The 19,786-nt window shown below is 70.0% G+C and carries 17 protein-coding genes; 10 read left to right on the forward strand and 7 right to left on the reverse strand.

Annotation, left to right across the window (positions count from 1 at the left end; all coding sequences use genetic code 11):
- The first annotated feature begins 2 nt into the window (after nucleotides 1-2).
- The gene (locus tag OG453_RS07900; protein WP_266865869.1) at nucleotides 3-1,583 is read left to right on the forward strand and encodes an MFS transporter; all 1,581 of its coding nucleotides are present in this window, start codon (nucleotides 3-5) and stop codon (nucleotides 1,581-1,583) included.
- A 32-nt stretch (nucleotides 1,584-1,615) separates the two neighbouring features.
- Here OG453_RS07900 and OG453_RS07905 read toward each other — a convergent pair whose 3' ends face one another.
- Nucleotides 1,616-2,863: an ABC transporter substrate-binding protein gene (locus tag OG453_RS07905; RefSeq protein ID WP_266865871.1), complete on the reverse strand. Its 1,248-nt coding sequence runs from the start codon at nucleotides 2,861-2,863 to the stop codon at nucleotides 1,616-1,618.
- A gap of 123 nt (nucleotides 2,864-2,986) precedes the next feature.
- Here OG453_RS07905 and OG453_RS07910 point away from each other — a divergent pair, with 123 nt between their 5' ends.
- The 5 genes from OG453_RS07910 (at nucleotide 2,987) to OG453_RS07930 (ending at nucleotide 8,045) form a co-directional block, all read left to right on the forward strand.
- Nucleotides 2,987-3,622: a TetR/AcrR family transcriptional regulator gene (locus OG453_RS07910; protein ID WP_266865873.1), complete on the forward strand. Its 636-nt coding sequence runs from the start codon at nucleotides 2,987-2,989 to the stop codon at nucleotides 3,620-3,622.
- 176 nt (nucleotides 3,623-3,798) lie between these two features.
- Nucleotides 3,799-4,560, forward strand: coding sequence for a DeoR/GlpR family DNA-binding transcription regulator (locus OG453_RS07915; protein WP_266865875.1), 762 nt, complete (start codon nucleotides 3,799-3,801; stop codon nucleotides 4,558-4,560).
- Between the two features lie 74 nt (nucleotides 4,561-4,634).
- On the forward strand, nucleotides 4,635-5,582 hold the full coding sequence (pfkB, locus tag OG453_RS07920; RefSeq protein WP_266865876.1) for a 1-phosphofructokinase: 948 nt from the start codon (nucleotides 4,635-4,637) through the stop codon (nucleotides 5,580-5,582).
- 43 nt (nucleotides 5,583-5,625) lie between these two features.
- A complete protein-coding gene (locus OG453_RS07925) occupies nucleotides 5,626-7,638 on the forward strand; it encodes a fructose-specific PTS transporter subunit EIIC (RefSeq protein WP_266865877.1) in 2,013 nt (670 codons plus the stop codon).
- A gap of 152 nt (nucleotides 7,639-7,790) precedes the next feature.
- On the forward strand, nucleotides 7,791-8,045 hold the full coding sequence (locus tag OG453_RS07930; RefSeq protein ID WP_266865878.1) for a hypothetical protein: 255 nt from the start codon (nucleotides 7,791-7,793) through the stop codon (nucleotides 8,043-8,045).
- 12 nt (nucleotides 8,046-8,057) lie between these two features.
- Here OG453_RS07930 and OG453_RS07935 read toward each other — a convergent pair whose 3' ends face one another.
- The 4 genes from OG453_RS07935 to OG453_RS07950 form a co-directional block, all read right to left on the reverse strand.
- Nucleotides 8,058-8,852 (reverse strand): DUF6227 family protein, encoded by a 795-nt coding sequence (locus tag OG453_RS07935; RefSeq protein WP_266865880.1) that lies wholly within the window; start codon nucleotides 8,850-8,852, stop codon nucleotides 8,058-8,060.
- Nucleotides 8,853-9,003: 151 nt separating this feature from the next.
- Nucleotides 9,004-10,236, reverse strand: coding sequence for an Ig-like domain-containing protein (locus OG453_RS07940; RefSeq protein ID WP_266865882.1), 1,233 nt, complete (start codon nucleotides 10,234-10,236; stop codon nucleotides 9,004-9,006).
- A gap of 164 nt (nucleotides 10,237-10,400) precedes the next feature.
- A complete protein-coding gene (locus OG453_RS07945) occupies nucleotides 10,401-11,477 on the reverse strand; it encodes a P1 family peptidase (RefSeq protein ID WP_266869745.1) in 1,077 nt (358 codons plus the stop codon).
- 621 nt (nucleotides 11,478-12,098) lie between these two features.
- On the reverse strand, nucleotides 12,099-13,340 hold the full coding sequence (locus tag OG453_RS07950) for a low temperature requirement protein A (protein ID WP_266865884.1): 1,242 nt from the start codon (nucleotides 13,338-13,340) through the stop codon (nucleotides 12,099-12,101).
- Nucleotides 13,341-13,587: 247 nt separating this feature from the next.
- Here OG453_RS07950 and OG453_RS07955 point away from each other — a divergent pair, with 247 nt between their 5' ends.
- The 4 genes from OG453_RS07955 to OG453_RS07970 all read left to right on the forward strand — a co-directional run bounded on the left by OG453_RS07955 (nucleotide 13,588) and on the right by OG453_RS07970 (nucleotide 18,529).
- Entirely contained in the window at nucleotides 13,588-15,021 is a 1,434-nt protein-coding gene (locus OG453_RS07955; protein WP_266865886.1) for a NarK family nitrate/nitrite MFS transporter, read from the forward strand.
- 102 nt (nucleotides 15,022-15,123) lie between these two features.
- Entirely contained in the window at nucleotides 15,124-17,391 is a 2,268-nt protein-coding gene (gene pflB / locus OG453_RS07960; protein WP_266865888.1) for a formate C-acetyltransferase, read from the forward strand.
- Nucleotides 17,392-17,424: 33 nt separating this feature from the next.
- Nucleotides 17,425-18,243 carry a pyruvate formate-lyase-activating protein gene (gene pflA, locus OG453_RS07965; RefSeq protein ID WP_266865890.1) on the forward strand — a complete coding sequence of 273 codons (819 nt, stop codon included), beginning with the start codon at nucleotides 17,425-17,427 and terminating at the stop codon, nucleotides 18,241-18,243.
- 58 nt (nucleotides 18,244-18,301) lie between these two features.
- On the forward strand, nucleotides 18,302-18,529 hold the full coding sequence (locus tag OG453_RS07970) for a hypothetical protein (protein WP_266865892.1): 228 nt from the start codon (nucleotides 18,302-18,304) through the stop codon (nucleotides 18,527-18,529).
- Nucleotides 18,530-18,536: 7 nt separating this feature from the next.
- Here the strand turns inward: OG453_RS07970 and mscL are convergent, their stop codons facing one another.
- Both mscL and OG453_RS07980 read right to left on the reverse strand, forming a co-directional pair.
- The gene (gene mscL, locus OG453_RS07975; protein ID WP_266865894.1) at nucleotides 18,537-19,013 is read right to left on the reverse strand and encodes a large conductance mechanosensitive channel protein MscL; all 477 of its coding nucleotides are present in this window, start codon (nucleotides 19,011-19,013) and stop codon (nucleotides 18,537-18,539) included.
- 138 nt (nucleotides 19,014-19,151) lie between these two features.
- Nucleotides 19,152-19,637 (reverse strand): hypothetical protein, encoded by a 486-nt coding sequence (locus OG453_RS07980; protein ID WP_266865896.1) that lies wholly within the window; start codon nucleotides 19,635-19,637, stop codon nucleotides 19,152-19,154.
- Between the last annotated feature and the right edge of the window lie 149 nt (nucleotides 19,638-19,786).

Below are 19,786 nucleotides of genomic sequence, written 5' to 3' on the forward strand. Positions count from 1 at the left end.
TCATGACTTTCAGCGACCCCGCCCCCGTGCCACCCACATCCGCCGGCGACCGCCGGCGCTGGTTCGCCCTCGCCATCGTGATGACCGCGGCCTTCATGGACCTCGTCGACGTCACCATCGTCAACATCGCGATCCCGTCCATGCAGCGGGACACCGGCGCCACGTTCGGCCAGATCCAGTGGATCACCGCGGGCTACGCGCTCGCCTTCGCGGCCGGCCTGATCACCGGCGGGCGGCTCGGCGACATCCACGGGCGCAAGCGGATGTTCCTCATCGGCATCGGCGGCTTCACGCTGGCCTCCGCGCTCTGCGGGTTCGCCGCGAATCCGGAGATGCTCGTCGCATCGCGGATCCTGCAGGGCGGCATGGCCGCGATGATGGTGCCGCAGGTCCTGTCGATCGTGCACGCCACCTTCCCCGCGCACGAGCGGGGCAAGGTCTTCGGGCTCTTCGGGATGGTCGTCGGGCTCGGCGCGGTCTCCGGACCGCTGCTGGGCGCGCTGCTCACCGAGTGGAACCTCTTCGGCCTCGAATGGCGCCCGATCTTCCTCATCAACCTGCCGGTCGGCATAGCGGGGCTCGTTCTCGGTTGGAAGTTCATCAGCGAGTCCAAGGCGCCGAAGGCGCTCAAGCTCGACCTCGTCGGGGTCGTTCTGGTGACGCTCGGCCTGCTGATGGTGCTCTACCCGCTCATCCGTGGGCGGGAGTTGGACTGGCCGCTGTGGGGTTACGTGATGATGGCGGGCGGCATCGTGGTCTTCGGCGCCCTGGTCGCGTACGAGAAGTGGAAGACGGCGAAGGACGGTTCGCCGCTGGTGGAGCTCTCGCTGTTCAAGGTGAAGAGCTTCGCGGCGGGCATCGCGGTGCAGACGGTGTTCGGGATCTCGCTCGGCATCTTCTTTCTGGTCTGGACGCTCTATATGCAGTTCGGGCTCGGCTGGCGTCCGCTGAAGGCGGGCGTCACCGGCGTTCCGTTCTCGATCGCCGTCTCGGTGGCGGCCGGCATCTCCGTGCAGAAGCTCGTCCCGCGGTTCGGCCGCAAGGTGCTGCAGGGCGGCGCGCTCGTCATGGCCACCGGGGTGCTGCTCTACATCTGGGAGGCGAACCGGTACGGCGCGGACCTCGCGCCGTGGCAGATGGCGCTGCCGCTGACCGTGATGGGCGCCGGCATGGGCCTGATCGTCGCCCCGCTGACCGACGCGGTGCTCTCCGACGTGCCGCAGGAGCACTCGGGTTCGGCGTCCGGGCTCATCAACACCGTCCAGCAGATGGGCAACGCGCTCGGGCTCGGCCTCGTGTCCGTGGTGTTCTTCGGCGTGATCGACGAGAAGGTCGAACGGAGCCGGGTGCCCGCCGAGTTCATCGACGCGTTCCAGAACTCGCTGTGGTGGGTGGTCGGCGTGCTCGCCGTCATCTTCCTGCTGATGTTCGCCCTGCCGGGCAAGCCCCGGCAGCACGTCGAGGGCGCGGACGCCGCGGCGGATGGCACCGACGGCATCGACGACATCGATGGCATCGACGACATCGATGGCATCGATGGCCTCGGTGAACTCCCGGAGCGAGAGCCCGCGTTGACGTCCTGATCCACCCCGGCGGGGCGCGGCCCGGGCGGAGCCTAGAGCTCCGCCTGGGCCGCCGTCGTGTCCAGGGACTCGAGTACGCCCTCGGGGCTGCCGCCCTTCATGACGGCGGCGCCGATCTCCTCGCGGATGGCCGCCCGGACCGTCGGCCACGACCGCAGATTGCCCGGCTGGAACTGCGCCTGCGGCATCTGGTCGATGAACCTCCACAGCGGGCGCTGCGCCGGGTCCGCCCGCAGCGCGGCCGACGCCGAGCTGGTCACCGGGAGCGCGGTCTGGCCGCCGCCGTACGCCTTGGCCGACTTGCGGCCGTAGAGGTGGCTGAGGAACCGGCCGGACGCCTCGCCGTTGCCGTTCTGCCGGAACGCCATCAGCCAGTCGCTCAGGCCGATGGGCGCCGCAGCCCCGCCCTGCCGCCTGGGGAACGCGGTGTGCGCGTAAGGGAACTTGTACTTGTCGGCGGCGCCCATGAGCACCGGATGGGCGATCAGCATCCCGATCCGGCCCTTCATGAACTGGGCGTACGCGTCCGTCCTGTTGAGCCCCGCCGGGTTCGCGCCCGCGAGCCCCTTGCCGACCAGTTCGTCCCGCAGCCAGGTCAGCGTCCGGACATTGCCCGCGGTGTTGAAGTCGTAGCTCGTCAGGCCCGCGTAGCCGCCGTCGTCCGCGAGCAGCCAGGAGAGCACCTCGTCCTCGGCGGCCTCGGGGCCCAGTTGCAGGCCGTACGGAGTCTTCACGCCGAGCGTCTTCAGGGCCTGGGCCGCCGACACCAACTCGTCCCAGGACGTGGGTGCGGTGATGCGGGCCTGCTTGAACAGGGCCTTGTTGTAGAAGAGGCGCGGGGTGCTGGCCAGGAACGGGACGCCGTACTGGATGTGCTTGACGGATCCTGCCTCGGCGTACGAGCGGGTGAAGTCGGCCTCGGTGCGGATCTCGAAGAGGTCGGACGCGCTGTAGAGCTTGCCGTCCTCGGCGTAGGGGGCGAAGACGTTCGACTGGGCGATGTCGGGTGCCCGGCCGTCCCTCACGCGCCGGGCGAGCGTCCGGTCGAGCTTGTTGAAGGGGACGCGCTCCAGGTCGATCTTGATGGTGGGGTGCGCCTTCTCGAAGGAGGCGATGAGTCCCTTCCACTGGTCGCCGATCGAGGAGCCCACGCTCTCGTCGTAGCTGGCCACGAGGAGCTTGAGGGTGGTCGTGTCGCCGTCCGACGAGCAGGCGGTGAGCCCGAGCGCGGAGGCGCCGGTGAGACCGGCCGTGTGGAGAAGGAACTGCCGACGACGCACCGCTGTTGCCACCCTTTTTGATCGCGCTTGATCGCACCGCATTCGTTCGGTGGCAGATTCTGTCACACGGGCACTTTGTGTCTACGAGGATCTGGTGCGGACGGCTGGCATAGCCTGCCTCGCATGCACGCACATTTGCCCAGCTCGTCCGGTTCGCTCACCGAGCGCCGCAAGGCCGAGACGCGCCTGGACATCGCCCGCACCGCGGCCGCGCTCTTCGTCGAGAACGGGCTGCGCGCCACCCGCGCCGAGGACATCGCCCGTGCCGCGGGCGTCGCCCCGCGCACCCTCTACCGCTACTTCGCGACCAAGGAGGAGGCCGTCGCCCCGCTCTTCGCCGCCGGTGCGCAGCAGTGGGCCGAGGCGGTGCGGGAGGCGCCGGCCGCCCTTCCGGTACGGGACGCGCTGCGGCACGCGGCGGAGCGGGCGCTGGCCGCCGACGACACCGGGGCGGTGGAGTCCCTGGAGTGGGTGCGGTCGCTGCTGCGGATGGCGGGGGAGAGCGCGGCGCTGCGGGCGGTGTGGTCCGACGCCTGCCATGGCTCGGAGCAGACGCTGGTCACCGTGCTCGCCGAGCGGGAGGGGCGCTCCGGTGCTTCCTCGCTGCAGCTTCGGCTCATGGCCGCGCTGGCCAGCGCGGCGGTCCGGGTGGCCGTGGAGACATGGGCCGCCGGTGACGATCCTGCCGGGAGTCCGGCGGGCCCCGCGGCTCTGGCCGGGCGCTGCATCGAGGCGTTGGGGGACTTCCGCAGGCCGTAGGGCAGCAGGGCCGCAGGCCGTAGGGCCGCAACCGGCATGCACTTTCAGCGGCTCACCGCCAGGCCGAAAGTCCGTTTGTGTCTGCCTGGGGCCCGAACTTGTTTACTTTCCGGAAATCCAGTCGTAGTCTCCCAGGGAATCCACAAGCTCGGGCATCAAGGCGGAGGCGAACGGACATGTACGCACCGGAGCGGCAGCAGGAGATCCTGCGGCTCGCGCGTGACGGCGGCCGGGTCGACGTGCTGTCGCTCGCCGAGGAGTTCCAGGTCACCGCGGAGACCATCCGGCGCGACCTGAAGGCCCTCGACCGCGCCGGTCTCGTACGCCGTGTCCATGGCGGTGCCATTCCGGCCGGGCGCCTCGACTTCGAGCCGGACCTCGCCGAGCGCGAGGGCACATCGGCCGACGAGAAGGACCGCATCGCCAAGGCCGCGCTCGCCGAGCTGCCGGCCGAGGGCAGCGTCATCCTCGACGCGGGCTCGACGGTCGCGCGGCTCGCGGCCTCGCTCCCGCTCGAATCGACGTTCACGGTCGTCACGCACGGCCTGCCCACCGCGGCCCGCCTCGCCGACCACCCCGGCATCCAGCTGCACCTCATCGGCGGCCGCGTACGCAGCCGTACGCGCGCGGCGGTCGACGCGTGGGCGCTGCGGGCGTACGGCGAGATCCGCGCCGACGTCCTCTTCCTCGCCACCAACGGCTTCTCCGCGGAGGCAGGACTGACCACCCCCGACCTCGCCGAGGCGGCCGTCAAGCGCGCCGCGATCGGCGCGGCCCGCCGGGTGGTCCTGCTCGCGGACTCCACCAAGCACGGCCAGGAGCACTTCGCCCGCTTCGGTGACCTGGGCGACGTCGACCTGCTGATCACCGACAGCGGCCTCAGCCCCGAGGACGCGGCGGCGATCGAGGGCGGCGGCACGGAAGTTGTCCGTGCATGAGCACGACGAGTCCCAGTGAAGAGTCGCGCCCCAGTGAAGAGACGCGTCCCAGTGAAGAAACGGTACGTATACGCATGATCCTCACCGTCACGCCCAACCCCTCCCTCGACCGCACCTACGAGGTCCCCGCCCTGGACCGCGGTGAGGTCGTGCGGGCCACCGGGGAGCGGATGGACCCGGGCGGCAAGGGCGTCAACGTGTCGCGGGCGGTCGCGGCGGCGGGCGCGGACACGGTCGCCGTGCTGCCGCTCGGCGGGGCGCCCGGCGCGCTGGTCGCACAGCTCCTGGACGAGCAGGGGATCAGGGTCGCGCCGGTCCCGGTCGCGGGCCAGACCCGGTCCAACATCGCGGTCGCCGAACCGGACGGCACGCTCACGAAGATCAACGCTCCCGGTCCCGAACTGACGGTGGAGGAGGCCGAGTCGCTGCTGTCCACGGTCCGGGCACGCTCGGCCGGGGCCGACTGGATCGCCTGCTGCGGCAGCCTCCCGCGCGGCCTCGCGCCTTCCTGGTACGCCGAGTTGGTGGCCCGCGCGCACGCGGCGGGCGCCCGTATCGCCCTGGACACCTCGGGCCCTGCCCTGCTCGCCGCCCTCGCCGAGCGCCCCGACGTGGTCAAGCCGAACGCCGAGGAGCTCGCCGAGGCGGTGGGCCGCCCGCTGGCCACGGTCGGCGACGCGGTGAAGGCCGCCGATGAGCTGCGGGAGCTCGGCGCGCGCTCCGTGCTCGCCAGCCTCGGGGCGGACGGCCAGCTCCTGGTCGACGACTCGGGCACGTACTTCGGCAGCGCCCGCGTCGACGCCGTACGCAGCAACGTCGGCGCCGGTGACTCCTCCCTGGCCGGCTTCCTCATCGCGGGCGGCACCGGCGCGGACGCCCTCGCGTCGGCCGTGGCGCACGGCGCGGCGGCCGTCCAGCTGCCGGGCAGCGCGATGCCGACGCCGGCGGATCTCGCGCCGGACGCGGTCACGGTGACGAGGGAGGTCCCCCTGGACCGCGCCCTGACGGAGCCGGCGTCATGACTCCCCGCCCCCACAAGCCAAGTCCCCTGTGAAGGAGCCCGCGATGAGCGAGATGATCACCGCGGAACTGGTCGACCTCGAACTCGACCGGTCCGCCGGAACCAAGGAAGCGGCGGCCCGAGCCCTCGCCGAGCGCATGGTGTCCCTGGGCCGGGTGACCGACCTGGAGGGGTTCCTCGCCGACGTTGCGGCCCGTGAGGCGCAGATGCCGACCGGCCTCGACGGCGGCATCGGCATCCCGCACTGCCGCAGCGCCCATGTCACCGAGCCGACCCTGGCCTTCGGCCGCTCGGCGGACGGCATCGACTTCGGGGCGCCGGACGGCCCCGCGGACCTGATCTTCCTCATCGCCGCCCCGGCGGGCGCGGACGACGCCCACCTGACGATCCTGTCGTCGCTGGCAAGGCAGCTGATGGACGAGCAGTTCACGAGCGCGCTGCGGGGTGCGACGGACGCCGCGACGGCAACTGCTCTGATCCGGGGTAATGGGCGGGTGGCTGGGGAAAACACACAAGCCCCCACCGACCAGCAGCCGGAAAACGACCCGCCCCCGGCGGAGCCGTTCCGCATAGTCGCCGTCACGTCCTGCCCAACGGGCATAGCCCACACCTACATGGCAGCGGAGTCCCTGGAGAACGCAGCCCGCGAGGCAGAGGTAGAACTCACGGTGGAGACCCAGGGGTCAGCGGGATTCACCCGCCTCGACCCGGCGGTCCTAGCCTCCGCGGACGCGGTCATCTTCGCCCACGACGTCCCCGTACGCGACAAGGACCGCTTCGCCGGGAAGCCCACGGTCGACGTGGGCGTGAAGGCCGGCATCAGCCGCCCGGCGGAACTCATCGCGGAGGCCCGCGAGAAGGCGGCCCGCGGCGAGATCACCACGGCAAGCGCCCCGACCCCGGTGGACAACGCGGGCGACAGCGGCGACGGCTACGGCACCAAGCTGCGCAAGTGGCTGATGTCCGGCGTCAGTTACATGGTCCCGTTCGTCGCCGCGGGCGGCCTCCTCATCGCCCTGGGCTTCGCCATCGGCGGCTGGCAGATCGACAAGGCGCCGTCCGTCGCCAAGCACTTCGTGTGGACGGACACCACCAGCTGGGCCGCGCTGCTCTTCCAGATCGGCGGGCTCGCCTTCGCCTTCTTGGTGCCGGTCCTCGCCGGTTACATCGCGTACGGAATGGCCGACCGGCCCGGCCTGGTCCCCGGCTTCGTCGGCGGCTCGGTCGCCGTCACGATCAACGCGGGCTTCCTCGGCGGCCTCGCGGCGGGTCTGATCGCGGGCGGCGTGGTGATGGGGATCCAGAGGGTCCGGATCCCGGCGGTCCTGCGCGGCATCATGCCGGTCGTGGTGATCCCGCTGATCTCGTCGGCGGTCGTGGGCTTCCTGATGTTCCTGGTGATCGGAAAGCCGATCGCCTCGCTGCAGAGGGCGCTCACCGACTGGCTCGAAGGCCTCTCCGGCGCCAACGCGATCATCCTCGGCGTCATCCTCGGCCTGATGATGTGCTTCGACCTCGGAGGCCCGCTGAACAAGGTCGCGTACGCCTTCGCCGTCGGCGGCCTCACCAACCCGACCGAGGGCAGCCTCAAGGTGATGGCCGCGGTGATGGCGGCCGGCATGGTCCCGCCGCTGGCCATGGCGCTCGCCACCACCGTCCGCGGCCGTCTCTTCACCAAGACGGAGCGCGAGAACGGCAAGGCGGCCTGGTTCCTTGGCGCCTCCTTCATCACGGAGGGCGCGATCCCGTTCGCCGCGGCCGACCCGCTGCGGGTGATCCCCGCCTCGATGGCGGGCGGCGCGGTCACCGGAGCCCTGTCGATGGCCTTCGGCTGCACGCTGCGGGCCCCGCACGGAGGCATCTTCGTGGTGCCGCTGATCGGCCGGCCGCTGCTCTACCTGGTGGCCATCGCCGCCGGTATCGGGGTCGCGACCGTGGCGGTCGTCCTGCTCAAGGGGGCCCGGAAGCCGGTTCCTTCGGAGAGCGGGGAGAGCGGCGAGAGCGCGGCGGCCGCTGCGGAAGCCGCGCCGAAGGAGCAGGTCACGGCGGCTGCTTGAGCCCCAAGAGGTCCCCAAGAGGTCCCGATGAGGTCCTGATGAGGCCCCGATGAGTCCCTTATGAGGGGGGTTGTGCGACATGCGTCACTTCAGGACGTAAGTCCCACGGCCCCCCTGTCGGAAGTCCCGGATCGTGTTGTCTACTGTGCGGCATGCTCCAGAATGTCTCGATCCTCCAGCAGACAGGCGTGGCCGTGCTCGCTGCCGCGACCGTCGTCTGGGCCGTGGGCCTGGTGCGGGTACTGCGGCGCGACCGGTCCGATGTGGACGTCTGGCACCAGGCTCAGGCGCTGCGCGCGCTGCCCGCGCAGACGGGCCCGCCGCGCACGGAGACGGTGGAGCTGACGCCGGACGAGCGGGCCGCCTTCGCGGGTCTTGTACGGCAGTTCGGCGAGGGCCGGTCCTAACTAAGCGCCTGGTCAGGAGGAGCGCTGCTGCGGAATGCTCCTGGCCCGCAGTTCCATCGCCTCGCGGGCCGCGTTCTCGGTGACGTACACCTCGCACATGTGCCGCTTGTCCGGCGTGACCGTGTGCTCGACCTCCCAGAGGCTGAGCTCGCTGCCGTCGAAGAGCAGGAACGCGTGCTCGTAGAGCGAGAAGCAGAAGCGGGCCTCGCCGGCCAGGCAGGGGCGCCCGAAGGCCTGCGTGATCTGGTGCGCGAACGCCGAACGCAGCTGCCGCGCGATCTCGTCGCCCGGCCGTCCCGCGCCGATCGGGTTCTCCGCGCGGCGCAGCAGCCGGCGCCCGTGGTCCGCCGAGTCGTCGGGGACGTAGGTGTGCCGGGGCTCGTCCGGGGCCGGGAGCTGGAGCATGACGGGCTGCTCGCAGGCGACCGGCGCGGTGTCCGGCGGCAGCGGAAGACGCGAGGTGGCGACGCCGGCCTCTTCCTCGTCCGCGTACAGCTCGTGCTGGGGGTGGCTGTCGGGGTTCGTGTTGTGCACCAGCTCCCAGAGGGTGAGCGCGCTGGCATCGGCGAGCAGCCACGTGTGCCGGTACGTCTCGCGGTGCAGGCCCGCGCTGTGGTGCGCGGAGTGCAGCGAACTGTCGTACGCGATCGCCGAGTCCAGGCGCCGTATCGTCTCGTCCGGCAGGTCGAAGGAGTTCAGGGCGCGGCCGAGGAGCCGCTCGAGGTGCTCCTGCGGAGAGTGCGGAGGCTTCTGCTCGGGCGACTGGGGTGGCTCGTACGCTGTCTCGTACTCGTACGGAACGCTCAAGGTTTCTCCCGGCGTTGCTGCATGTCACCTTGTGAGTGCATACCGTAGCCCCTGGGTCGGACATCATGTCCGGGAACGGGAAAACGTACGAGCCGCACGGCAAGTTCCCGTGCGGCTCGTGGTGTTGAAGCGGTTTCTGGATGGCTTACGGCTAGCCGGCGCTGCCCGCGGTCCACTCGCTCCAGGACATGTTCCAGCCGTTGAGGCCGTTGTCCGGGGAGACGGTCTTGTCCGGGGAGCCCTTGACCGTCACGACGTCCCCGATCAGGGAGTTGTCGTAGAACCACGCGCCCGGCGTGCTGGAGTCGCCCGCGCCCTGCGCGTCCTGCAGGCCGACGCAGCCGTGGCTGGTGTTGGCGCTGCCGAAGATCGAGGGCGAGCCCCAGTAGTTGCCGTGGATGAAGGTGCCGGACGAGGACAGACGCATGGCGTGCGGGACGTCCTTGATGTCGTACTCACCGCCGAAGCCGACCGTGTCGCCGTTCATGCGGGTCTGCGTGAACTTCTCGGAGATCACCATCTGGCCGTTGTACGTGGGGTTCGACGGGCTGCCCGCGGAGATCGGGATGGTCTTGACGACCTTTCCGTCCCGCTCGACCGTCATCTTCTTGGCCTGCACGTCGACCGTGGAGACCTGGGCGCGGCCGACGGTGAAGCTGACCGTCTTGTTCTGTACGCCGGTGGCGCCTTCCGCGCCCTTCACGCCCTCCAGGTCGATCTTCATCGTGACCTTGGAGCCGGCCTTCCAGTACTCCTCGGGCCTGAAGTCCAGGCGGTTGTCGCCGAACCAGTGGCCGACGACCTTCTGGCCGCTGTCGGAGGTGACCTTGATGTGCGACTGGACGTCCTGCTTCTCCGTGATCGCCTTGTCGAAGGTGAAGGAGACGGGCATACCGACGCCGACCTTGGTGCCGCCGTCCGGTGTGTAGCTGCCGATGAAGCTGTTGGCCTTCGAGACGGTCGTGAAGATCGAGTTCTCGGTCGCTTCCTTGCCCTTGGCGTCCTTGGCGTCGGCCGTGATGCGGTACTTCATGCCGCGCTCCAGCTGGGCCTTGGGCTTCCAGCTCGTGCCGTCGGAGGAGAGCGTGCCGTCGACGGCGGCGCCGGTGGAGACCAGCGTCATCTTCACGTCGGTCAGCTTGCCGCCCTTGACCTTGACGCCCGTGGCGTTGATGGAGGCGCCGGTCGAGCCGTCCTTGGCGGAGATGGTGACGGCGAGGCCGCCGGCTTCCTTGCCCTCGCCGTTCTTGCCGTCGTCGTTCGCGTCCGCGTCGCCGCCGCAGGCCGTGAGGGTCAGCGCACCCGCGGCGGCGAGTGCGGCGGCTGCCAGCAGGGTGCGTCGCCGAGGCCTGGCTGTGTACGACGTTGTCACGGGCTGCTCCATCTATGTGCCAAGTGCGCGTTCTGGTCCAGTACGGGTAAAGAGCGACGTGCGGGCGGAAAGGTTCCGTCCGGATGGTGTGAGCGCAGGCACAGCGAAGCCGCACCAACCTGCCCTGGTTGATGCGGCTTTGGGGCTGTGTTTTGGGGCTGTGCTTTGGGGTGGGCCTACTTGCCGTAGAGGTCGAGATACGAAGGGAACGTGCCGCCGGGGGTGCGCACGGACTCCGCGGCCAGCATCGCCCGGACGATCGCGGTGGTCACCAGGTCGGCGCCCGCCGCGAGGATCTCGTTGAGGGCGAGGGGGTTGTCGGCGGCGAGCGCGTGCTCGCCGGTGGCGAGGGCGAAGACGGTGTCCCCGTCGTTGAGGAGATGGACGGGGCGTACGGCGCGGGCCATGCCGTCGTGCGACGTGCCGGCCAGCTTCTGCGCCTGGGCCTTGGTGAGTTCGGCGTCCGTGGCGACCACGGCGAGGGTGGTGTTCAGCGGCGGCGGCCCGTTCTCGGCGGCGGCCTCGGCGAGACGTCGCTGGGCCTCTTCGTGGACCTCGGGCGAGGGGTAGGCGTCTTGCCGCCCCTCGAAGTGCTGGAAGTGCTGGAAGTGCTGGAAGAACCGCCCGTACAGCGCGCCGGTCTCCGGGTCGAACCCCGAACCCGCGGCGTTCGCCACGACCAGTGCGGCCACCGTGATGCCCGAGTCGAGCCGGACACTCGCACTGCCGATGCCGCCCTTGACCTTGCCGACCACCGCGCCGGTACCCGCGCCGACGTTGCCCTCCTGGACCGGGGCGAAGATCTCGGTGCGCGCGGCGGCTTCCACGGCGGCGCGACCGGTCGACGCATCGGGGCGCGCCTTGAAGTCGCCGCCCCTGCTCAGGTCGAAGACACAGGCGGCAGGCACCACGGGAACGACATGAGAGGGATCAGGACCCACCCGCACACCCCGCCCCTGCTCCTCCAGCCACGCCACCACCCCGGAAGCGGAGTCGAGCCCGTACGCACTGCCGCCCGTAAGAACGACCGCCTCGACACGCTGCACCAGATTCCGCGGGTCGAGCGCATCCGTCTCCCGCGTACCGGGCCCACCACCCCGCACATCCACGGCGGCAACGGCACCACCCTCGGGCGCGAGCACGACGGTGGCCCCGGTGAGGTGACCCGGGTGATCACCCCCGCCGAGGGTCGCGTGCCCGACACGCAGACCCCGAACATCGGTCAGCGAGCCGGAGGCGGGACGGCTCGGCATGTCGGCCGGGGAGTTGGTGGTGGGGTGGTTGGCGGGGCGGTTCGGGACGTCGGAAGTCATGCCGACCTACGTATCACGCGAGACGCGCCGGGCGGGGCGGGCCGCCGCGTATGAGCCATCCGCGGGTGGGGGCGAGCGGCGTGCGTGCAGTTGTCCGCCGGGCGGGGTTGGTTGGGTTGTGCGTGCGTGGCAGTTGTCCGCTGGGCGGTGTTGGTTGGGTTGTGTGTGGGCGTGGTCCGCCGGGCCGGAGCGGAGTCGCTTGCGCGCCGCCATCTGCCGGGCGCGGCCGAGTCGCCCGCGTGCAGTGGTCCGCCGGCCCGGGCCGAGTGGCCTGTGTGCAGTCGTCCGCCGGGCCGGGTCCGGTCGTCTGCGTGCGGTCATTCGCCGAGATGGGGCCGAGCGGCGCCTGTGCGCCGCCGTCCGCCGGGCGGCGCCGGGTCACCTGCGTGCCGTCATCCGCCAAGCGGCTCCGGATCACCTGCGTGCCGTCACCCGCCAAGCCGCGCCGGATCACCTGTGTGCCGCTACCCGCCAAGCCGCGCCGGATCACCTGCGCGCCGCCACCCGCCAAGCCGCGCCCTCACCTGCCCGCAGCCCCCCGCCGGGCCGGGCCGGGGCGAGTCAGTCGTTTGTGGCTGCCACCATTCGTCGCGTCAGTGTCACCCCGGTCGCGACCGTCGCCGTCGCGACGAGGCCCGCCACCGGGACCGCCCAGCTCCCCGCGAACGTACTCGCGAGTGTCGCCAACGCCCCACCTGGCAACACCAGTTGCTGTGCGATGCCCACCTTGTAGTAGCGGGAGTGCAGCAGCCATACCGTGAGGAGGTACAGCGCCATCGGTACGGTCACCGAGGCGGACGCCGCCAGTGTCGAGATGTGTGCCTTGCCGACTGCCTGCTCGACCGCGATCTCGATGCCGGCGCCGATCGCCGCGGCCGCGCCGAGAATGAAGTAGTGCCCGTAACCCCACAGGAACGCCTGCCGGTTGGTGCTCAGGCGGCCGTGGATCGGCACGACGAAGTAGATCCACCAGGCTGCGAAGACCATCAGGAGGCCACCCGCGGCGATGGGCAGGAGCTCGCCCAGTTCGTCGTTCTCGTCGATGCCGGACTTCACGGCGACGGTCGCCGCCGCGATCGTCTCGCCGAGCACGATGATGGTGAACAGGCCGTACCGCTCCGCGATGTGATGCGGATGCCAGGGCGTGGTGTAGGCCCGCTCGGCGATGACGGGTACGCACATCTCGGCGATCGCCATCACCAGGAACAGCCACCCACGGGCGCCCTCCGGCAGGAAGAGGAGCCCGGACCAGCCGATCTGACAGAGCAGCACACCCACGGCGTACCGCAGCGCGGTGCGGCGTTCCTCCCCGCTCGCGGCGGACGCGACGCGCAGCCACTGCGTGGTGAGCGCGACCCGCATGATCAGGTAGCCGAGCCAGATCAGCAGGAAGTCGTGGTCCTGGAACCCCTCGGAGACCCCCGCGGCGAAGACGAGCACACCGGCGATCTGGACGAGCGTGACGACCCGGAAGAGCACGTCGTCGTTGTCGTACGCCGACGCGAACCACGAGAAGTTGACCCACGCCCAGAACAGCGCGAAGAACACCATCGCGTAGTTGAGGATCCCCTCGCCCGCGTGGCCCTCGGCGATCGCATGCACCAGCTCGGCACCGGCCTGGGCGACCGCCACGACGAAACAGAGGTCGAAGAAGAGTTCCAGCGGGGTCGCCGCCCGGTGCTCCTCGTCCCGCCCGCGCGCGACCAGGGGGCGCAGGGTGGCCGATGCGGGGACCGGGCGGCCGGGGTGCCCGGAGCCGGAACCTGGGTCTGGGGTCGGCGCGGAGGCCGGTGTGGATGCCATGCCCAAAGCACAGCAGAAGCTCTGGGCCGAATGCGGCTGCGGCACCCGTTCCCACCCGATGGACACCCGCCCGGGCGCGGCACGCACGTGCGCGGCACCGACAGGGGTCCGAAGTCCCGCGGAGCCCGCGCTCTTTGTCCTGGTCACCTGGTGCCCAAGGCCTCTGCTCCTGGCGGCGCGCGGGGCCGATCGTGGAAGTGTCAGGCCCCGGAGCAAGGTCGGGACCCGTAGCGAACTGGGAACCAACATGAGATCGCCTGCCGCCCAAGAAGCGCCGCCCGCACCCGTACGCACGTCGTACGACCCCGCGCAGTACCGCCCCGGCCGGACCATCACCGACTGGGAGCCGGAGAACGAACTCTTCTGGAAGTCCACCGGCAAGAAGGTCGCCACCCGCAACCTGTGGATCGCGGTCCCCGCCCTCCTCGTCGCCTTCGTGGTCTGGCAGGTCTGGTCGGTCACCGCCACCAACCTCAAGGACGTCGGCTTCGGCTTCTCCACATCGCAGCTGTTCTGGCTGACGGCGGTCCCGGGCCTCACGGGCGGCACGGCCCGGATCATCTACACCTTCCTCGGCCCGATGATCGGCCAGCGCCGCTTCACCGCGCTCTCCACGATCGTCCTGGTCGTCCCGCTGATCTGGCTCGGCATCGCGGTCCAGAACCCCGACACCTCGTACGGCGTGATGATCGCCATCGCGGCCCTGTGCGGCGTCGGCGGCGCCAACTTCGCCTCGTCCCTCGCGAACATCGGCTTCTTCTTCCCCAAGAAGGACAAGGGCAACGCGACCGGCATCAACGGCGGCCTCGGCAACCTCGGAGTCTCCGTCATCCAGCTGGTCACCCCGATCGTCATCACCAGCTCGGTCATCGCGGTCGGCTCGGCCCAGCACAAGGCCGACGGCACACCGGTCTGGCTGCAGAACGCCGCGTTCCTGTGGGTGCCCGTCCTGGTGATCCTGGCCGTCATCGCCTGGTTCGGCCAGAACGACCTGAAGGTCGCGTCGACCCCCTTCAGCAAGCAGAAGATCATCTTCAAGCGCAAGCACAACTGGCTGATGACCTGGCTCTACGTCGGCACGTTCGGCTCCTTCATCGGCTTTGCTGCGGCCCTGCCGATGCTCATCAAGACCACGTTCACGCCCATCGACGCGGCCTACTCCGCAGCGACGTACGCCTGGATGGGCCCGGCCGTCGGCGCGCTCGCCCGATGGGCCGGCGGCTGGATCGCCGACAAGATCGGCGGGGCGCGGGTCACCATCATCTCGTTCGTGGGCATGGCGCTCTCGATCATCGGCGTCATCAACTTCCTTCCCTCCGGCGGCGAAAACGGCAACTTCTGGGGCTTCCTCGTCTGCTTCCTGTGCGCGTTCTTCCTTTCCGGCATCGGCAACGGCTCGACGTTCCGGCAGATCCCGGTGATCTTCCGCGACCAGCATCTGAAGGGCCTGACCGAGGGCACGCCCGAGTACGCGATGGCGCTCAAGCAGTCCGAGATGGAGGCGGGCGCCGTCACCGGATTCACCTCCGCCGTCGCGGCGTACGGCTTCTTCTTCATCCCGGCGATGTTCGCCAACTTCCCGGTCACCGGCGCGATGTGGGGCTTCGTGGCCTTCTACGCCAGCTGCATCGCCGTCTGCTGGTGGTTCTACGCCCGCAAGGGCGCCGAGTCCCCTAGCTGAGGGACCTTTGGTCCCGTATCGAGGACCATTGCGGCCCCCCGAGCCGCCCCGGCGGGAGTGCAATGGAAGCAGAGCGAAAAGGCGATTCGGAAGGTGCGGGTCATGAGTGCCACCCCTGCGGAAACGAAGGTGCCGACAGAGCACGGCCAGGCTTGGCACGGCTTCAAGGGCGGCCTGTGGCAGGACGCCATCGACGTCCGGGACTTCGTCCAGCACAACTACACGCCGTACGAGGGCGACGACTCCTTCCTCGCGGGACCGACCGAACGCACCACCCAGGTCTGGCAGAAGCTCCTGTCGATGTTCCCGACGGAGAACGAGCGCGGCATCTACGACGTCGACGTGCGGACCCCGTCCCGCATCGACGCTTTCGAGCCGGGCTTCGTCGACGCGGACCTCGACCTCGTCGTCGGCTTGCAGACCGACGCCCCGCTGCGCCGCGCCGTCATGCCCAACGGCGGCTGGCGGATGGTCGAGGGCGCCCTGGACGCCTACGGCTACAAGGCCGACCCGGAGGTCAAGGAGATCTACACCCACCTCCGCAAGACCCACAACGAAGGCGTCTTCGACGCCTACACCCCCGAGATCCGCGCCTGCCGCTCCTCCGGCATCATCACGGGCCTGCCCGACGCCTACGGCCGCGGCCGCATCATCGGCGACTACCGTCGCGTCGCGCTCTACGGAGTCGACCGTCTCATCGCCGCGAAGGAAGCCGACAAGGCGCTCCTGAACGAGGAGTGGGCCACCGAGGACGTCATCCGCGCCCGCGAGGAGACCTCCGAGCAGATCAAGGCCCTGGGCGAACTGAAGGCCATGGCGATGTCGTACGGCCACGACATCTCCGCCCCCGCGTCCACAGGTCTCGAAGCCATCCAGTGGCTGTACTTCGGCTACCTCGCCGCCGTGAAGGAGCAGAACGGCGCGGCCATGTCGATCGGCCGCATCGACAATTTCCTCGACATCTACCTCCAGCGCGACATCGAGGCCGGCCGCCTCACCGAGGCCGAGGCCCAGGAGTTCATCGACGACTTCGTCATCAAGCTCCGCATCGTCCGCTTCCTGCGCACCCCCGAGTACAACGAGCTCTACTCCGGCGACCCGACCTGGGTCACCTGGTCCATGGCCGGCATCGGCGACGACGGCCGCCCGCTGGTCTCCCGCACCACGTTCCGCGCCCTGCAGACCCTCTACAACCTGGGCCCGGCGCCCGAGCCGAACCTCACGGTCTTCTGGTCGCGGCAACTCCCGCAAGGATTCAAGGACTTCGCCTCCAAGGTCGCGATCGACACCTCGGCCATCCAGTTCGAGTCCGACGAACTGATGCGCCCCAAGTACGGCGACGACACCGCCATCGCCTGCTGTGTCTCCGCCATGGCCGTCGGCAAGCAGATGCAGTTCTTCGGCGCCCGCGTCAATGTCGCCAAGGCCCTGCTCTACGCGATCAACGGCGGCCGCGACGAGAAGACCGGCAAGCGCGTCGTCGAGGGCTTCGAGCCCATCGAGGGCGACCACCTGGACTACGAGACAGTCGCCGAACGCTACGACGCGATGCTCGGCTGGCTCGCCAAGACGTACGTACACGCGCTGAACGTCATCCACTACATGCACGACAAGTACGCCTACGAGCGCATCGAGATGGCCCTGCACGACCGGGATATCCTGCGCACCATGGCCTGCGGCATCGCGGGCCTCTCGGTCGCGGCCGACTCGCTCTCCGCCATCAAGCACGCCAAGGTCAAGGTCATCCGTGACGAGACCGGCCTCGCCGTCGACTACGAGATCGAGGGCGACTACCCCGCCTACGGCAACAACGACGACCGCGCGGACGCCATCGCCCGGCGCATCGTCTCCGACTTCATGGGCAAGATCCGCCGGCACCCCGCCTACCGGAACGCGGTGCACACCCAGTCGGTCCTGACGATCACCTCGAACGTCGTCTACGGCAAGAAGACCGGCAACACCCCCGACGGCCGCCGCGCGGGCGAGCCCTTCGCGCCCGGCGCCAACCCGATGAACGGCCGTGACGAGCACGGCTACATCGCCTCCGCGCTGTCGGTCGCCAAGCTCGACTACGACGACGCCGAGGACGGCATCTCGCTGACCAACACCATCACCCCCGACGCCCTGGGCCGCACTCCCGAAGAGCGGATCGCGAACCTCTCCGGAGTCCTGGACGGCTTCATGGCCAGTGACGGCTTCCACATGAACGTCAACGTCCTCGACAAGGCGACCCTCCAAGACGCCATGGAGCACCCGGAGAACTACCCGCAGCTGACCATCCGTGTCTCCGGCTACGCGGTCAACTTCATCCGGCTCACCCGCGACCAGCAGCTCGACGTCATCAACCGCACCTTCCACGGCTCGCTCTGAGCCACCTAGCTCTGAGCCACCTGGAGCCCTGCCATGACTGCTCTGCTCGACACGGAGACCGTGCTCGGTACGGAGACCGTGCGCGGCACGGCGACCCCGGCGGCCGCCGTGACCCGCCGCCCGGTCACCGGATCCATCCACTCCTGGGACCTGTCCACGGGGGTCGACGGTCCCGGCACACGCTTCGTCACATTCCTCTCCGGCTGCCCGCTGACCTGCCTGTACTGCCACAACCCCGACACCTGGCGGATGCGGAACGGCAAGCGGACGGCGGTCGACGACATGATCGCGGAGGCCGGCAAGTACACGACGTTCATCTCCGCCGCCGGGGGAGGGGCCACCGTCAGCGGCGGCGAACCCCTCCTGCAGCCCGTCTTCACCGGCGAACTGCTGCACCGCCTCAAGCACGAACTGGGCCTGCACACCGCCCTGGACACCTCCGGCTTCCTCGGCGTGCGCGCCACCGAAGCCCTGCTCCGCGATGTCGACCTGGTCCTGCTGGACATCAAGTCCTGGGACCCCGCGACGTACAAGAAGGTCACCGGCCGCCCCCTGCGGCCCACCCTCGACTTCGCCCACCGCCTCGCGGGACTCGGCAAGGACGTCTGGGTACGTTTCGTGCTCGTCCCCGGTCTGACCGACGATCCGGCGAACATCGAGGGCGTCGCACGCTTCGCCGCCTCGCTCGGCAGTGTCTCCCGCGTCGACGTGCTGCCCTTCCACAAGCTGGGCGAGGCGAAGTGGGACGCGCTCGGCAAGGACTTCACGCTGCGCGACACCCCATCGCCCGTCCCGGAGCAGGTGGCCGCGGCCAAGGAGATCTTCGCGGCCCAGGGCCTCAAGGCCGTCTGACGGCGGCCGGCCCGCGGTTGCCGGGTCCACCAGCGCCCCACGGACGTACCCTGGATACATGAGCACCGCCCCCGCCCCCGAACCGCGCGATCCGAAGGAATCGGAGACCCCGGAGGGTTCCACGGCGCCGAAGAAGCCGAAGAGCGCCCTGGTCTTCGACGACCCCCTGTCGCAGCAGTCTTCGGACGACACGGACCGCGGGTGGGGCGAGCGGCCTCCGGTCGGCGGCGACAGCGCCGCCGACCTGGCGCGCTTCCTCGACGAGAAGCCGCCCCACCACCTCTGAGCCCTCGCTAGGGCTCGCTGTGCCCAGAGCCGCGCTGCGCCACCAGGGCGTCGCGGATCTCCTTCAGAACCTCCAGCTCGGACAGTTCGACAACCTCCTGCGTGCCTTCCTTGGCGGCCTTCCGCGCCGCCTGCTTGGCCAGGTACTTGGCCATGGGAAGCACCATCAGGAAGTAGACGACGGCCGCGGTGATCACGAAGCTGAGGGTCGCGCTGAGAACCGAGCCCCACATGATCGGGATGCCGCTCTCGACCGTCCCGTCGGGCTTCATGACGCACGGGGCCTTGAGGCACGAGCTGTAGTGGTCGAGATCCTTCGTCCCGAAGGCACCGACCAGCGGGTTGATGACGCCCTTCACCACCGAGTTCACGATGTTCGTGAACGCGGCGCCGATGACCACCGCGACCGCCAGGTCGACGACGTTGCCGCGCATCAGGAAGGCCTTGAAGCCCTCCCAGAGACCCGGTTCCTTCTTCTCGCTCACCACGAGGCCTTTCGTTGCACATGCAGGTCGTAAAACAGACAGCTTCGCAACCTACGGCAGCGCCCGGCGGGCCTGTCCAATTGGGCACATCGAACGAGCTACGTGACCGCATGTCAGTGCAGCTGCACACGTCATGAATCAGCACAACGTCACCGCCAGGCGCGCACTCGCCCCCGCGCCGGCCAGCCGCGCGGCCGTCGCCCGCGGTACGGAGAGCACCACCAACGCCCCGCCCTCCGCAGCGCTTTCGGCCCCGTCGTCCGGCTCGGGCACCTCGGCCACCCTGGCGCCGGCAGCCACCACCCGCGGTGCGCCGCCTCCCGCCGTCGAGCCGTCGGCGGCGACGACGTCGACCCGGTCCCCGCGGTGCAGCAGCCGCACCGTCGCCGCGTCCGCGATCCGCACGGGAGCCGTCACCAGAGCGGCGGCCCGTTCGCGCGAGGGCGCGGCGGCAGCGGACGGCTGACCCTGCGGCCGCACCCGCTCGGCGTCCCGAGGCCCGGCGGCCACGAGCGCGGCGGCGGTCATCGCCAGCCCCGCGGCCATGGCGCGCCGTCTGTGCCGCAGCAGCCGTCGCAGCCGGTGCCGCCCGCCGCGTACCCGAACGGGAGCGAAGTGCGGCACCTGGCAGCCGTCGGCCGGCCGGTGGACCTGGAGCTCGGGCTGCGACGGGGAATGGGACTGCGAGTGAGACTGGGGCTGTGAACGGACTGGGATCACGACGACCACCGCCTGCGACGAGAGATATGAGCTTGGCTTCCGCTCTCACGATG

The sequence above is a fragment of the Streptomyces sp. NBC_01381 genome (assembly GCF_026340305.1).
GTDB lineage: Bacteria > Actinomycetota > Actinomycetes > Streptomycetales > Streptomycetaceae > Streptomyces.

What these genes read in the sequence shown, in the direction of transcription:
- OG453_RS07900 (WP_266865869.1), top strand. Translation starts at nt 3, where the DNA reads ATGACTTTCAGCGACCCCGCCCCCGTGCCACCCACATCCGCCGGCGAC.
- OG453_RS07910 (WP_266865873.1), top strand. Translation starts at nt 2,987, where the DNA reads ATGCACGCACATTTGCCCAGCTCGTCCGGTTCGCTCACCGAGCGCCGC.
- OG453_RS07915 (WP_266865875.1), top strand. Translation starts at nt 3,799, where the DNA reads ATGTACGCACCGGAGCGGCAGCAGGAGATCCTGCGGCTCGCGCGTGAC.
- pfkB (WP_266865876.1), top strand. Translation starts at nt 4,635, where the DNA reads ATGATCCTCACCGTCACGCCCAACCCCTCCCTCGACCGCACCTACGAG.
- OG453_RS07925 (WP_266865877.1), top strand. Translation starts at nt 5,626, where the DNA reads ATGAGCGAGATGATCACCGCGGAACTGGTCGACCTCGAACTCGACCGG.
- OG453_RS07930 (WP_266865878.1), top strand. Translation starts at nt 7,791, where the DNA reads ATGCTCCAGAATGTCTCGATCCTCCAGCAGACAGGCGTGGCCGTGCTC.
- OG453_RS07940 (WP_266865882.1), bottom strand. Translation starts at nt 10,236, where the DNA reads ATGGAGCAGCCCGTGACAACGTCGTACACAGCCAGGCCTCGGCGACGC.
- OG453_RS07945 (WP_266869745.1), bottom strand. Translation starts at nt 11,477, where the DNA reads ATGCCGAGCCGTCCCGCCTCCGGCTCGCTGACCGATGTTCGGGGTCTG.
- OG453_RS07950 (WP_266865884.1), bottom strand. Translation starts at nt 13,340, where the DNA reads ATGGCATCCACACCGGCCTCCGCGCCGACCCCAGACCCAGGTTCCGGC.
- OG453_RS07955 (WP_266865886.1), top strand. Translation starts at nt 13,588, where the DNA reads ATGAGATCGCCTGCCGCCCAAGAAGCGCCGCCCGCACCCGTACGCACG.
- pflB (WP_266865888.1), top strand. Translation starts at nt 15,124, where the DNA reads ATGAGTGCCACCCCTGCGGAAACGAAGGTGCCGACAGAGCACGGCCAG.
- pflA (WP_266865890.1), top strand. Translation starts at nt 17,425, where the DNA reads ATGACTGCTCTGCTCGACACGGAGACCGTGCTCGGTACGGAGACCGTG.
- OG453_RS07970 (WP_266865892.1), top strand. Translation starts at nt 18,302, where the DNA reads ATGAGCACCGCCCCCGCCCCCGAACCGCGCGATCCGAAGGAATCGGAG.